Genomic DNA, 14645 nt, shown 5'->3' with positions numbered 1-14645 from the left:
TATGAGCAGCACTAAATTTATATTAGGTTGTTTTGACGATCCGGATCTGATGATGGACGGTATCGGCAAGCTACAGAAAAACAGTATTCCGATTTATGATGTGTATTCGCCAATGCCAATACACGGTATTGAAGCTAAGTTGGGCGTTAAAGAATCTCGTTTAGGATACGCTGCGTTTTGCTTCGGATGTTTAGGTGCAACGGTAATCTTCAGCATTGTTTATTATACGCTGGTACATGATTGGCCGATGAACATTGGCGGTAAGCCACATTTTGCAATGCCGGATTTTGTTCCGTTCACGTTTGAGTGGACCATTCTCTTTACAGCGTTTGGCATGGTGTTAACGTTCTTCTTTGCAACGCATCTGGCTCCAGGCCGCGCACCGCGTGTAATGGACCTGCGTGCGACCGACGACCGTTTTGTGATAGCTATTGATGCTAAAGGAAACGTGCCTCATGATGATATTAGTAAAATATTAAAAGAAGCCGGTGCTGTTGAAGTAAAGCACAACGAAAGGAAATATGTTAGCTATGAGTAAGATTAAGATATTTGGTGCAACAATGATGGCTGTTGCTGCTATGGTAGCTACATCCTGCAAAGACAAAAGAAGCACCGGCTGGCAATACGCTCCCAATATGTATGAGCACATTGCTTACGAGTATGATCAAAAGAACGACAACTTTAAAGATGGTAAAACGTCGCAATTACCGCCGGCCGGCACAATACCGGTAGGTTTTACCCGCTTTGATTACCCTAACACCCGCGCCGGATATGACCAGGCTAGTGTTGAGGTTAAAAATATGCTTGCGCAAACACAAGCCAATTATGCCGAAGGTAAAAACCTTTATGAGCACTTCTGTTCACCTTGTCATGGTTTAACCGGCCAGGGAGACGGTACGGTAGTTCAGCACGGTTATCCGGCTCCACCATCGTATTCTAAAGGCACGTCATCTCGCGGCGGCGGTATGAAAGACCTTACCGACGGTAAAATATACCATACCATTACTTATGGTGTAAACTCTATGGGTTCGTACGCATCGCAGTTAGCCCCCGAAGAGCGCTGGAAAGTAATTATGTATGTTCACCATTTGCAAACCTTATAATTATTTAGCTTAAATGAGCACTCATCAACATAGTTTTAACGAACGATTTGAATTTGCCGGTAAAGCCAAAACCTTTAGCCTCATAGCTATAGTAATTGGTATAATAGGCATCTTATACGGATTTTTACTTGATGGCAGCGAGCTTCATGCGGTTCGTACTTTTTCAAACCTGCTGCTTATGAGCTACTATTTTGTAGGCGTTTGCGTAGCCGGTGTTTTCTTTCTTGCTTACCAGTACATGGCACAGTCGGGCTGGTCGGTTAGCTTTTTACGTATACCGCAGGCGTTTGTCCGTGTGTTAGGCGTTGCTGTATTATCCCTCTTGGCAGTGGTAGCCGCTGGTTTGCTATTTAAACATAAGGAAATCCACGAAGGTCATGAGGTATGGTCGCCCTATTTATATGCGCACTGGGCTACTCAAGGTTTAACTGATCCTAAAAGCAATATCTACGACAAACTGATCGCTGGTAAATCAGCTTTCCTAAACATACCGTTCTTTTACGGCACGTTAGTAGTATTTCTTGGCTTATATACCTATTTCGGTAGTTTGTTAGTAAAGTATTCTAACAACGAAGATTCCTTGGGCGGAATGGTTAATTATAACAAAAGCTTTAAAATCTCAGCTATTTTCTTAGTTATTTTCGGCTTCACTTTCCCAATTTACGCATTCGGTACCATCATGTCTTTAGAGGCACATTGGTTTTCTACCATGTTCGGTTGGTATAACTTAGCTGCGGTTCACGTTAGCGGGTTAGCAGTAATTGCCTTAACACTAATCATCTTAAAAGAAAACGGCTACTTCTCTTGGGTTAACGCAAGTCATTTGCAAGACTTAGGCAAAGTCATCTTCGGTTTCTCTATTTTCTGGACTTACGTTTGGTTTGCACAGTTCTTCTTAACTTGGTATGCCAATATGCCTGAGGAAAGTGTGTACTTTTATAAACGCTGGGAGCCTGAATACAAATGGTGGTTCTGGTTAAATATTGGTTTAAACTTTGTTGCTCCATTGTTTCTATTAATGAAGAATGATGACAAACGTTCAATGACCCGTATGAAAATTGCCTGTATCATTGTCATCATCGGTCACTGGTTAGATTACTACCTGATGATTATGCCAGGCACTATGGAAAACCATCGCGTGTTCGGTATCACAGAGCTTTTTACTTTCATTGGATTTGCCGGTCTGTTCACATTCCTGATGCTGTCAGCCTTAAGTAAGTTTGAATCACTTATTCCTAAAAAGCATCCTTTCTTAGAGGAAAGCCTTCACCACCACATTCAATAATTGCTAACTTTGTAATTAATATAGAATACCAAATCACTGATACAAATGGCATTCAAGCATCTTATAAATTTTAAGAAATTTTACTCGCTGGTTGCGATGTTCCTTTTACTGGGTACTAACCTGGTTATGGCACAGGCCGCCAGCTCAAACGCCACCGCTACTGATAGCGGCGACACATCAGCGCAAACCGCTGGTATGTGGGCCTCGGTTGGCTACTATACATTACTATTCTTGATTGTTTGTGTAGTGGTTGCGGTAGTTGGCAAAATATTAAAAGTATACGACCTTACACTGCAGATGCAGGGAAAAAAAGGCATCAACTGGAATAACGTGATGGCTACTGGTTTCCTGATCTTTTTAGTAGCTGGCATCATTGGCGTCTATTACTCATTTAGCGAGCAAGGAAGCATGATCTTAGGACCTGCGTCTTCTGTGCATGGCAAGACTTTAGACACCATGTTCTGGATTACATTCGGTATTACTTTTGTTGTTTTCCTGGGCACGCAGGTGTTGTTATTCACGTTCCTTTTCAAATACAAGGGTTCTGACAAACGCAAAGCTTATTATTATCCCCACAATAACACCATCGAGAAAATCTGGACAGTTGCACCTGCAATCGTTTTAACTATACTGGTAGTATTTGGTTTCTTAACCTGGAGAAAAATTACCAATACTGTTGATGCTAAAGGTGAAGTTGCATCGTTAAATGTAGACGTAACCGGTCACCAGTTTGCCTGGGAATTGCGTTACCCTGGTAAAGACGGTAAATTGGGAAAGAAAACTGTTAAATTGGTAAGTGGCACAAACAAGTTAGGTATCAACTACGAAGACAAGAATAGCTTTGACGATTTGGCGGCAGATACACTGGTTTTACCTGTAAATAAGTCTGTGCGTTTAAACATCATTGCTCAGGATGTTATTCATAGTGTTTATATGCCTAATTTCCGTGTGCAGATCAATGCAGTACCAGGTTTACCTACTTATTTTAAATTTACTCCAACCAAAACTACAGCGCAAATGCGTTCAGATTTGGATCAACCAGACTTTAACTACCACTTTTACTGTAACAAAATTTGCGGCGGAGGTCATTACAACATGCAAAAGATTGTATTGGTAGTATCACAAGCTGAATATCAAAATTGGTTAGCTAATCAAAAGCCTTACCTGAGCGATCAGTTAAAGAAGGAGCTTAAATTAGCTGAGAATCCGCTTTATAAGCAGTACCAATTACAAAACAGTTTAGCTTCAAATAATTAATCAAGATAGCGATTATGTCAACATTAGCAGTTCAGGATCACGGCGTAGCACAGGGACATCATGATCACGATCACGGGCACCATCATCACGAAACGTTTCTGACTAAGTATATCTTCAGCCAGGATCATAAGATGATTGCCAAGCAGTTTCTTATTACCGGTATCATTATGGCTGTAATTGCCATGATGCTTTCTATACTTTTCCGTATCCAATTAGCATATCCCGAAAAAGCATTTCCTTTCCTGGAAACCTTATTAGGTCGTTTCGCTCCAGGTGGTCGTTTAGATACGAACTTCTATCTGTCGTTGGTTACCATCCATGGTACAATCATGGTTTTCTTTGTACTGACAGCCGGACTGAGCGGTACTTTTAGTAACCTCTTAATTCCATATCAGTTAGGTGCACGCGACATGGCGTCTCCTTTCATGAATATGCTGTCATATTGGTTGTTCTTTATTGCTAGCTGTATAATGTTGGGCTCTTTCTTTACCGAAAAAGGCCCTGCAGGACCAGGTTGGACTATTTATCCGCCTTTATCAGCGTTGCCTAAAGCCATGCCAGGTTCGGGTATGGGTATGACTCTTTGGTTAATTAGTATGACTTTATTTGTTGCTTCTCAATTAATGGGCGGTATCAATTATATCAGTACTATCTTAAACATGCGTACTAAAGGTATGGACCTTTGGAAAATGCCTTTAACTATCTGGGCGTTCTTCTTAACCGCAATTTTAGGTGTTTTAGCATTTCCTGTATTAGTTGCGGGTGTTGTGTTGTTAATATTTGACCGCAGCTTTGGTACTAGTTTTTACTTATCAGACATTGTTATACAAAACCAGCAAACTACGTTTGAAGGTGGTAGCCCAATCTTATTCCAGCACTTATTCTGGTTCTTGGGTCACCCTGAAGTTTATATAGTAATTATGCCTGCGTTAGGTATCTCATCTGAGGTTATCGCAACTAATTCACGTAAGCCAATTTTCGGTTACCATGCAATGGTGTATTCACTTATCGGTATCACCGTGTTGTCGTTCATTGTATGGGGGCACCACATGTTTGTGACTGGTATGAATCCGTTCTTGGGTGGTGTGTTCATGATTACAACTTTGATTATAGCAGTGCCGTCAGCAGTAAAAACATTCAATTACCTGGCTACATTATGGCGCGGTAACATCCGGTTTACTCCGGCTATGTTGTTCGCCATTGGTCTGGTATCATTCTTTATTTCTGGTGGTATAACTGGTATCTTCTTAGGTAATGCTGCGTTAGACATCAACTTGCACGACACTTACTTCGTAGTTGCTCACTTCCACTTGGTAATGGGTTCTGCGGCTATTTTTGGTATGTTGGCTGGTGTTTACCATTGGTTCCCTAAAATGTTTGGTCGTATGATGGATACCAAATTGGGCTATCTACACTTCTGGTTAACCTTCATCGGTGCTTACCTGGTGTTTTTCCCAATGCACTTTATGGGCTTAGATGGCGTACCTCGTCGTTACTATTCCTTTACAGAGATTGAGTCGTTAAAACAATGGGTATCTGTTAACACATTTATCACCTGGGCCGCAATTGTATCTGCCTTGGCGCAGGTTGCGTTCTTGTGGAACTTCTTCTACTCGATCTTCTTTGGTGAAAAAGCACCTCAAAATCCATGGGGTTCTACAACCTTAGAATGGACTACGCCTGTTGAGCACATCCATGGTAACTGGCCAGGCGAAATCCCGACCGTGTACCGTTGGCCATATGATTACAGCAAGCCTGGTCATGACACGGATTTCATTCCGCAGACAACACCATTCTCGCAGACATTAGCATCCAACTTACCGCATGATTTTGAAGACAATCCGGTAAGCTTGGAAGAACATAAGCAGTGGGTAAATACCCAACGTTCAAGTGAAAAAGAGGTAAAATAATTTACCTTTTCGATCTGATAATTTAGGGTATCTGTACCGGAAAGCTTTCCAAAACAGATACCCTAATTTTTTATAACTTAAATGAGTGAAACAATCAAAAACGCAAAATTTATACGGATTAACCTTATCACTATAATTTCGCTTTTTGTTTTGATTCTGGCTGGCGGTGTAGTTCGTAGTTCTGGGTCAGGAATGGGATGTCCGGATTGGCCAAAGTGTTTTGGCAGGTATATACCGCCCACAGAAGCCAGCGAATTACCGTCAGATTACAAACAAAGGTATGTTGCCAAGCGCGAGACGAAAAATCAGCGTTTTGCAAAAACACTCGACCGTTTAGGCTATAAGCAACTTGCCGAGCGCATCCGCAAAGACAAGTCTATTCTGATACCCGAAGATTTTAATGCTGCCCGAACCTGGACGGAGTACATTAACCGGTTGGTCGGTGCATTATCCGGAATTTTTTTATTGCTTACTGCAGTTTACTCGTTTAGTTATCGCAAACGCGAGGTTCAGATTCCTGTGCTAAGTGTTCTTAACTTATTGTTTGTTGTTTTCCAGGCATGGTTAGGCTCTATCGTGGTATCAACTAACTTGGTGGATTGGATAGTGACAGTGCATATGCTTTTGGCTATTGTAATATTGGCTATAGCAATTTATACTTACCATTTAGCCAGAGTGATTGACAAACCTGTATTATCTGCAAAACCTTTAATCAACGTGCTGACAATTGCGGCTGTTGTTTTAAGTGTTGTACAAATAACACTGGGTACAGAAGTAAGGGAGAAGGTTGACGAGGTGGCAGACCGTTTCCAGGATGGTTACCGCGATCGTTGGATAAGTAATGTAGGGGAGATATTTTCTACACATAGAGACACAGCGTTATTGGTGTTTGTAATTAATGTGATGATCTATGCATTGCTGAGACGCAACTTTAATCGTCACTCATTGCAGCAGCAGCTGATGAGCTTTGTGTTCTTGCTTATCATAGCGCAGATTGGCGTAGGTGTAGTATTGTCTTACCATGCTTTGCCGCCGGTTGCACAAGCACTGCACATCGTTTTAGCCACTTTAATTTTTGGTGCTCAATTTTATTTATTGCTTAATTTGAAACGTTCAGAGAGATATACGGAGGTGCATGGATGATTTGGAAGGATTTGATGAAGCTTGTTAAATTCAGGCTGACATTCTTAGTGGTATTTTCTGCATCCATTTCATTTTTAATAGGCAGCCAGGTTAATACTTATGTGAATTGGGCTAATTGGGCTAAGCTGATAGTAGGCGGCTTTTTGATTACTGGTGCTGCTAACGGATTTAACGAAATCATAGAACGGGATTTAGACCGTTTGATGACTCGTACGGCAGACCGTCCTTTACCATCGGGCAGGATGACTAACGGGCAAGCGCTGGTGTTAAGTTTGCTAATGGGGATATTCGGTACGTACCTTCTGGGTAGCTTAAATTTACTTACCGGATTTTTATCAGTGTTTGCTATCGTGCTTTATGCATTCGTTTATACACCGATGAAGCGTAAGTCGCCGATCTCTGTTTTTATAGGAGGAATACCTGGTGCACTGCCACCATTAATTGGTTACGTTGCTGCATTTATTCATCCAAAAATTGATGAAGTCGCTTTAATTTTGTTCGGTATCCAATTTTTTTGGCAGTTGCCTCACTTTTGGGCTATTGCTTGGGTATTGGACGACGATTATAAGCTGGCAGGTTTTCGGTTACTGCCTACAGGCAAGCGAGACAAAGCAAGCGCTATTATCACGTTTGTTTTTACACTGATTCTTATACCTGTTAGTTTGTTGCCAACGCTGTATGGCTACGGCGGCTATGTGGTTGGCGGCATATCACTTGTTTGCGGACTGGTGTTTTTATACCAGGCATTTAATTTAATGCGAACGCTCGAAATTAAAGCGGCACGGCAATTAATGTTTGGTTCCTTTTTATATCTGCCTATAGTTCAGTTAACGTTTTTGTTTGATTTTATAGTGAAGTAAGATGATGGCTCAGTTACAGGATAAAGACAAATTAAATTTAACGCCGAAGCGTTTTAACATGTGGATATTTATATTCACCTCGTTTATGTTTTTTGCTGCACTTACCAGCGGCTTTATAGTATATATTGGCGGTAAGGGGCATGCACTCAAAATAGCCATGCCACAGGCGTTTATTTACAGTACTGCTGTTATCGTTTTAAGCAGCCTAACTATGTACCTCGCGTCAAAGGCAGCCAAAGGCCTTCAGTTTGCTAAACAGCGTATGTTTTTATGGGCTACCTTTTTGTTGGGTGTGCTGTTTTTAATATTGCAGGTTTACGCTTGGTATGTTCTAACTTTTAAGATGGGTGTGTTTTTTGTAAACCCAAATGCATCGCAATCTTTTATTTACGTTTTTTCGGGTATGCACTTGCTACACATTTTAGGTGGTTTGGTGTTAATACTAATAAGCTTAATTGGCGCGTACCGGAAAACGCCGCAGGTCACAAACTTGTTCCGGATGGAGATGTCTTCTATTTTTTGGCATTTTGTCGATATTATATGGATTTATCTCTATGTTTTTTTACTTTTGAACCAGAATTAATCATCCTCTACACAATAAGTACAAATGAGTACAACAGCGGTTACATCACCTATAGATGAAGTGAAAACAACGCCATGGGCTGGCGGACGGTCGCCGTTTTCGGTTGAATACGGCAAAATGATGATGTGGTTTTTCCTGTTATCAGATGCATTTACTTTTTCATCCTTACTGATTGCTTACGGTGCATTGCGTTTCAGCTCAACCAGCTGGCCAGCTGCTGATCGTATATTCCAATCGGTACCGGGTATGATTGAGCATGGTGCTCCATTAGTGTTTGTAGGTATAATGACCTTCATCCTTATTATGAGCTCTGTAACTATGGTATTAGGCGTTGAGGCCGGACACCGTGGCGCTCGTAAAGAAGTTGCCGGCTGGTTGGTTGCTACAGTAATCGGCGGTTTTATGTTTCTGGGTTGCCAGGCGTTAGAGTGGAACCACTTATTTTCTGAAGGTTTTAGCTGGGGTAAAATTCCTCACGAGATAGGCGAGTTTTTCCCTGAAGGTGTTGCTCCTTCAACTGTCTACACCCAACAGTTTGCAAACTTGTTCTTCACTATAACTGGTTTTCACGGTTTCCACGTATTCAGCGGGGTAATTATTAATATTATTATTTTAATTAACGTTTTAGCTGGCACTTACGATCGTCGTGGTAGCTACCTGATGGTTGAAAAGGTTGGTTTATACTGGCACTTTGTAGACCTTGTTTGGGTATTCGTGTTTACATTCTTCTATTTAGTTTAATTACATTTTAATCTGATTTTACCATGTCGTCAGAAACACATCATACACAAGAACACGATCATGCAGAGCATGACACCATGAGCCGTAAAAAAATATGGCAGGTGTTTTTTGTACTGTTAGGTATAACAGTTATTGAGTTTATCATTGCGCTGTATCTGGTACCTAAAGGTATCGTACCTTTAACCATTGCTAATCCTATTTATATCGTTTTAACCTTAGCTAAAGCATTCTACATTGTAGCGTACTTTATGCACTTAAAGTTCGAGAAAATAGGCCTGATGTACTCGATTATTGTTCCTACACTATTCATTATCGGTCTCATCCTGGTGCTTACCAACGAAAGCCACCATTGGGTGGACTTAAGGTAAGTTGCTCAATGAATAGCTTGTCATCACAGACAAAAAAAATATTAATCCTGGCGCTCATTTTAGCAGTGCCGGGATTTTTATATTATTTGCTAACCCAAAAGGGTAAAAACCGTTACAAACCCTTGCCATTTTACGGCACTAAAGAGGTTGCCAAAACGGGCCATCGTTATCATGGTAAGTATATACCTGATACTATTTATCACAAGATAGGAGATTTCAAATTAACTAACCAGTTAGGGCAGGCAGTTACACCTAAAGATTTTGAATACAAGATTTTTGTAGTCAACTTCTTTTACACTCATGGGCCGGCTGTAACCGAAGCCATGAAAAAAAATATTGACCGTTTGGCGGGTGCCTATCGCAAAAACCGGATGGTAAAGTTTGTAAGCATCACCGTTGATCCAGCTCGGGATAACGTTCAGGCGCTGCAAGCTTATGCTAAGCCATTGGGGTATGCTGCCAGTAAATGGATGTTTTTAACAGGTGATACTACTACTACTTATAATTTAGCGCGTAAGGGCTTTTTGGTAGATGCCGTTAAGTCGGATGATGAGTTCATTTTTAGTAATAAACTTATACTTGTTGATGCCGAAAAGCGTATTCGCGGTTATTACGATGGCACCTCAATAGCAGAGACTGCGCGGTTAAACGACGAAATTAAAGTGCAGATTGCCGAAGAATTGCGTAAAATTAAAGCTCCTGATTGATGAATTTTTCCGATAAGTTAGTATTCCGTTTTGTAACCGGCGTTTCCATATTTGTATTTGTAGTGGTAGTAATTCTGTCATTAAAGATATTACCTGCGCCGACCGTTTCACCATCACTTTTATATTTACTGCCGAAGTTAAATGCTTTTATAAACGGTGCCTGCAGCTTGCTGCTTATTGCATCTTTATACTGCATTACACATAAACAGGTGCTTTGGCATAAACGGTTAAATGTAGCGGCATTTATATTGTCGTCATTATTCCTGGTGTCATACATTACTTTCCATTGGTTGGGACATGATACTAAGTTTGGCGATCTAAACGGCGACCACGAGGTATCATCAACAGAAAAAGCAGCCGCGGGCAATATCCGGTATGTATATTATGTTATATTGCTGACACATATTGTTTTAGCAGCAGCCGTTTTACCCTTAATTTTGTTGAGCTTTTACAGAGGTTTGCAAATGCAGATCGAAAAGCATAAAAAGCTGGTTAGATGGACTTATCCTATTTGGCTGTATGTTACAGTAACAGGTGTAGTGGTTTACGTAATGATATCAAAGTATTATAACTTTTAAAGGCGGAGTAATGAACATAACAAGGTGGATTAAGGTTTTAATGTTTAGCTGGTGTATGGCATTAGCGGTAGCCCTTGCACAGCCGGCAGCAGCACAATGCGCTATGTGTTCGGCCACGGCAGAGGCAGGTGTTAAGGATGGTAATACCGAAGCTAACGGTTTGAATAAAGGCATACTTTATTTATTGTCTGCGCCGTATATAGCGGTAGCTGTGGTAGGCTATATCTGGTATAAAAAATACCGGCGCAAGGATAATGTAGAGATTAACATGCGCGACGAAAAATTTCATATGAATTAACCAAAAACATCCGGTACCTGCCGGATGTTTTTGGTTATAACTATACTGCTTATGACACAAACACCTCAACTTACTGCCATGCTCCAAGCCAGATGCCCAAGGTGTCGTAGGGGTAAGATGTTTAAAGGTGCGATGTACAGCTTTGGTGGCAACAGTATGCTGGAGCACTGTCCTCATTGTAATTTGCACTTTGAGATTGAGCCGGGTTACTTTTATGCCGCCATGTATGTAAGTTATGCATTCAATGTTGCCGAAGCAGTAACACTCGCCTTTATTACTTACTTTTTAACAGGTAATATGGAGTCACCCTGGCTGTACTTAGGTGTGATACTGGGCGGCTGTTTTTTGCTGGCGCCACTTAATTATCGATATTCGAGAGTGATACTGCTTTACTGGCTATCTCCCAAAATACACTATTTGCCTTATTTAGATGCTGATGATATCTCCTGATACTTTTAAATTTCTGGCCGATTTGGCAAAGCATAACCAACGCGAGTGGTTTCAGGAACATAAAGACCGTTACGAGAAAGCCCACGAAAACATAATAGCTTTTGCTGGTGATTTAATTGATGAGTTGAGTAAAGTAGGTATAGGCGTGGACGCATCGCTCGACCCCAAAAAATGTGTAATGCGCATATATCGCGATGTACGGTTTAGTAAAGATAAAACGCCTTATAAAACTAACATGGCCATTGGCAGGCTTACTAAGAATAAGGTAGGCGAGATAGGGTATTACCTGCAAATTGAGCCTGGTAACAAATCATTTTTGGCTGGCGGTTACTGGATGCCGCAGGGCGACCATTTAAAGGCTATACGCCAGGAAATTGACTATAACGCGGCCGATTTAATTCGTATTATTGACGCGGCCGATTTCAAGAAAACTTTTGTGGATTTTAGGGCGCAGGAATCATTGCGTACCGTACCTAAAGGTTATGACGCCGAAAACGAAAACATAGATCTGCTTAAACTTAAAAGCTTTATAGCTTACCGGGATTTAACCGACAAAGAGTTAAGCGAAAAGGACGCCGTTAATATGGTAGCTAAGCTATGCGTTAAACTGCATCCGCTCAACATGTTTTTAGCCAACACTATTCAGTAATCAACTTAGATCGATAAACATGAAAATTAAATACTACCTACCCGCGCTTTTGCTGGGTGCCGCAACCATGCACTCGTGTAAGGTAATGTCGCCCAAAGCTTATAATGCTTTAATTGCCGGGCGCGACTCGCTACAAAACCGTACCAACAGTTTAGAAGCAGAGCTGGCCCGTTTACAAGGAGACACTGCCCGCCTGCACCGCGAGATGGCCGGTTTGCAAAAAAATTATAATGCGCTTAACACCAGTTATAATACTAACTCTACACAACTAAGTAAGCTATCCGGAGATTTGCAGAAACGCGAAGCCCGCCTACGCGAAGTAGAAGATATTTTGCGTAAACGCGATGAAGCCACTAATGCTTTAAAAAATAAGCTTCAACAAGCTTTGCTCGGTTTCCAGCAAAGCGGACTTTCGGTTGATATTAAAAACGGTAAAGTTTATGTATCCTTGACTGATAAGTTGCTTTTCCCGTCAGGAAGTATTGTGATTGACGACAAAGGTAAGCAGGCTTTAAAACAGCTGGCTGGCGTGCTCAACAAAGAAACCGATATTAACTTAGCTATTGAAGGCCATACCGATAATCAACGTGTGGTAAACTTGGGGCAGATTAAAGATAATTGGGATTTGAGCGTACTTCGTGCTACTTCGGTAAGCCGCTATTTAACCGAAGTAGAAAAGATCGATCCGCAACGTATTACGGCAACTGGTAAAGGAGAATTTCAACCCATTGATCCGGCTAATACGCCCGAAGCTCGTTCTAAAAATCGCCGTATTGAAATTGTACTTACTCCAAAGTTAGACGAACTTTATAACCTGATTAACCCCCCGGCAGCAAAATAAGGTAACGCTTGCTGCAGTAACAAAAACAGGATTAGTCATAGCTTTAGAGCTATACTAATCCTGTTTTTGTTTAAGGGTAATTACAAAATCGGAACAGTGATGTTATTTAAAAGCAATTTGCTACCTATGAAAACTTATGCTATTATCTCCGATATACATGGAAACTCGCTGGCCTTGCAGGCAGTGTTGAAAGATATTGCATCGCGCGAGGCTAACCAGATTATTAATTTAGGTGATCATGTATTTGGCGCATTAGAATCCGAACAAACCGCAAAATTGATTAGGCAGGTACCCATGTTATGCATCAGCGGTAACACTGACCGGGAAATATTGGAAAACCTGGATAAGTCGTCCGACAAAGAAAATATGGAACGGGTAAAGGCAGACTTGTCTGCCGAGAGTGTGGAATGGCTAAAGCAATTACCGCCTACTACTGTTTGCGATGATTTATTTTTTGTTTGCCACGGTACACCCGATAGCGATGTTGAATACCTTTTAGAAGAGGTGACTCCACATGGTGTATTTATTTATAACGATGACGAACTGGTACGGAAAACAGAACAGGTAAGCCAGCGCATTATTTTATGCGGGCACTCACATGTTAATCGCCTGGTATACTTATCTAACAATAAAATTATACTCAACCCAGGTAGTGTAGGATTGCCGGCTTATCTGGGTAACGGCAAGCATCGTTTTGCCATGGAATCGATGACACCGCATGCCAAATATACACTGGTGAAAGTTGATGGAGACAACATCAACATCGAGATGATTCACTGCGCGTACGATTGGAATACGGCCTCTACAGCAGCCAAAGCTAATGGAAGCGAAAAGTGGGCGCAGTTTTTATTATACGGCCGTATGCCCAAGGATTTAAGGGTAGGAGAGTAGCGGATGAATTGTTGATGCAGAATTATCTTACCTGCAAAAAATTAAGCAGCCAGATCTAAAATACATTTCGATTATTGAAGCCTGGCTGCTTAAATTAAAATATTATACTTATTTAAAAAGGGCTTTTAAAATCTGCAAACGATGGCAATAGTTCATCTTTTGCGGATAACTGTACTTCGGTTTCATTTATGCCCCAGCCAATAGCCAGTGCAGGATCATTCCAGATAACACCGATCTCTGATTCTTTGTTATAATAGTTAGTTACCTTATAAGTAAAAATAGTATCGTCCTCAAGCGTAGCAAAGCCATGTAAAAAGCCGGCTGGTATCCACAACTGTTTATGATTATCACCGCTTAATTCTACAGTAACATGCTGACCGTAAGTTGGCGAGTTTTTACGAATATCAACCGCTACATCTAAAACCCGGCCTTGTATAACGCGAACCAGTTTGCCCTGTGCATGAGGGTTAGCTTGGCCATGTAAACCTCTTAGTATGCCTTTTTGCGAAAATGATTGATTGTCCTGAATAAAATCGGCGTGGATGCCGGCATCTTCAAATTTTTGTTTGCTGTAGCTTTCGTAAAAATATCCGCGGTCGTCTTTAAAAATGCGAGGTTCTATAATCAACAAGCCTTCAATGGCTGTAGTGGTAACATTCATTTTGATAATAATTAATTGACAGTTTTCATTAAGCTGTTGAAAAGTACATAACGGTTTTCAAACTGCTGGTGATGTTTTACGTGAAGACTATGCAGATGTTGCTCTTTAAACAACTCGTATTGCTGCAATTCATTAGTCAAATATTGTATACAGTACGTCACACCTTCGTTAGGGGAGTCGAGTACGTTTAATATTTTAAAGTCTGTAAAACAACCGGTAGCCATGGCAGCAGGTATATGTTGTTGTTGCATCCATTGCAACCATTCCTGCTCAGCGCTTGTTTCTATAACAAAAGTCTCGTTGTATATAATCATTACAAC

General features: G+C 41.1%; 19 protein-coding genes. 17 read left to right on the top strand and 2 right to left on the bottom strand.

Annotated elements, in window-relative coordinates; all coding sequences use genetic code 11:
* Position 1 precedes the first annotated feature (1 nt).
* The 17 genes from AAGR14_RS18995 (at position 2) to AAGR14_RS18915 (ending at position 13664) form a co-directional block, all read left to right on the top strand.
* Positions 2-538 carry a DUF3341 domain-containing protein gene (locus AAGR14_RS18995; RefSeq protein WP_342645819.1) on the top strand — a complete coding sequence of 179 codons (537 nt, stop codon included), beginning with the start codon at positions 2-4 and terminating at the stop codon, positions 536-538.
* On the top strand, positions 531-1103 hold the full coding sequence (locus tag AAGR14_RS18990; RefSeq protein WP_342645818.1) for a cytochrome c: 573 nt from the start codon (positions 531-533) through the stop codon (positions 1101-1103). The genes AAGR14_RS18995 and AAGR14_RS18990 overlap by 8 nt, the downstream gene beginning before the upstream one ends.
* 13 nt (positions 1104-1116) lie before the next feature.
* Positions 1117-2388: a quinol:cytochrome C oxidoreductase gene (locus AAGR14_RS18985; protein WP_342645817.1), complete on the top strand. Its 1272-nt coding sequence runs from the start codon at positions 1117-1119 to the stop codon at positions 2386-2388.
* Positions 2389-2484: 96 nt separating this feature from the next.
* A complete protein-coding gene (locus tag AAGR14_RS18980) occupies positions 2485-3645 on the top strand; it encodes a cytochrome c oxidase subunit II (RefSeq protein WP_342645816.1) in 1161 nt (386 codons plus the stop codon).
* A gap of 14 nt (positions 3646-3659) precedes the next feature.
* On the top strand, positions 3660-5555 hold the full coding sequence (locus tag AAGR14_RS18975; RefSeq protein ID WP_342645815.1) for a cbb3-type cytochrome c oxidase subunit I: 1896 nt from the start codon (positions 3660-3662) through the stop codon (positions 5553-5555).
* Between the two features lie 81 nt (positions 5556-5636).
* Complete coding sequence (locus AAGR14_RS18970) at positions 5637-6698, top strand: COX15/CtaA family protein (protein ID WP_342645814.1); 1062 nt, start codon at positions 5637-5639, stop codon at positions 6696-6698.
* 14 nt (positions 6699-6712) lie between these two features.
* Complete coding sequence (cyoE, locus tag AAGR14_RS18965) at positions 6713-7558, top strand: heme o synthase (protein ID WP_342645813.1); 846 nt, start codon at positions 6713-6715, stop codon at positions 7556-7558.
* A gap of 1 nt (position 7559) precedes the next feature.
* The gene (locus AAGR14_RS18960) at positions 7560-8141 is read left to right on the top strand and encodes a cytochrome c oxidase subunit 3 (protein ID WP_342645812.1); all 582 of its coding nucleotides are present in this window, start codon (positions 7560-7562) and stop codon (positions 8139-8141) included.
* 24 nt (positions 8142-8165) lie between these two features.
* Positions 8166-8882, top strand: coding sequence for a cytochrome c oxidase subunit 3 (locus AAGR14_RS18955; RefSeq protein ID WP_342645811.1), 717 nt, complete (start codon positions 8166-8168; stop codon positions 8880-8882).
* Between the two features lie 23 nt (positions 8883-8905).
* A complete protein-coding gene (locus AAGR14_RS18950) occupies positions 8906-9250 on the top strand; it encodes a cytochrome C oxidase subunit IV family protein (protein WP_342645810.1) in 345 nt (114 codons plus the stop codon).
* Between the two features lie 65 nt (positions 9251-9315).
* Positions 9316-9957: an SCO family protein gene (locus AAGR14_RS18945; RefSeq protein ID WP_342645809.1), complete on the top strand. Its 642-nt coding sequence runs from the start codon at positions 9316-9318 to the stop codon at positions 9955-9957.
* Positions 9957-10535, top strand: a complete 579-nt coding sequence (locus tag AAGR14_RS18940) for a DUF420 domain-containing protein (RefSeq protein WP_342645808.1) — start codon at positions 9957-9959, stop codon at positions 10533-10535. The genes AAGR14_RS18945 and AAGR14_RS18940 overlap by 1 nt, the downstream gene beginning before the upstream one ends.
* A gap of 10 nt (positions 10536-10545) precedes the next feature.
* Positions 10546-10833: a hypothetical protein gene (locus tag AAGR14_RS18935; protein WP_342645807.1), complete on the top strand. Its 288-nt coding sequence runs from the start codon at positions 10546-10548 to the stop codon at positions 10831-10833.
* A gap of 78 nt (positions 10834-10911) precedes the next feature.
* Entirely contained in the window at positions 10912-11283 is a 372-nt protein-coding gene (locus AAGR14_RS18930) for a DUF983 domain-containing protein (RefSeq protein WP_342645806.1), read from the top strand.
* Positions 11264-11932 (top strand): DUF2461 domain-containing protein, encoded by a 669-nt coding sequence (locus AAGR14_RS18925; protein ID WP_342645805.1) that lies wholly within the window; start codon positions 11264-11266, stop codon positions 11930-11932. Before AAGR14_RS18930 ends, AAGR14_RS18925 begins: the two co-directional genes overlap by 20 nt.
* Before the next feature lie 19 nt (positions 11933-11951).
* Entirely contained in the window at positions 11952-12773 is an 822-nt protein-coding gene (locus AAGR14_RS18920) for an OmpA family protein (RefSeq protein ID WP_342645804.1), read from the top strand.
* A gap of 126 nt (positions 12774-12899) precedes the next feature.
* A complete protein-coding gene (locus tag AAGR14_RS18915; RefSeq protein WP_342645803.1) occupies positions 12900-13664 on the top strand; it encodes a metallophosphoesterase family protein in 765 nt (254 codons plus the stop codon).
* A gap of 112 nt (positions 13665-13776) precedes the next feature.
* Here AAGR14_RS18915 and rfbC read toward each other — a convergent pair whose 3' ends face one another.
* Both rfbC and AAGR14_RS18905 read right to left on the bottom strand, forming a co-directional pair.
* Positions 13777-14325, bottom strand: a complete 549-nt coding sequence (gene rfbC, locus AAGR14_RS18910) for a dTDP-4-dehydrorhamnose 3,5-epimerase (RefSeq protein ID WP_342645802.1) — start codon at positions 14323-14325, stop codon at positions 13777-13779.
* Positions 14326-14336: 11 nt separating this feature from the next.
* The gene (locus tag AAGR14_RS18905) at positions 14337-14639 is read right to left on the bottom strand and encodes a DUF4286 family protein (protein WP_342645801.1); all 303 of its coding nucleotides are present in this window, start codon (positions 14637-14639) and stop codon (positions 14337-14339) included.
* Positions 14640-14645: the final 6 nt, after the last annotated feature.

It is taken from the genome of Mucilaginibacter sp. CSA2-8R (assembly GCF_038806765.1).
Taxonomy (GTDB): Bacteria; Bacteroidota; Bacteroidia; order Sphingobacteriales; family Sphingobacteriaceae; genus Mucilaginibacter.
The sequence above is the reverse complement of the archived record's forward strand: the minus strand, read 5'-3'. Positions and strand labels throughout refer to the sequence as shown.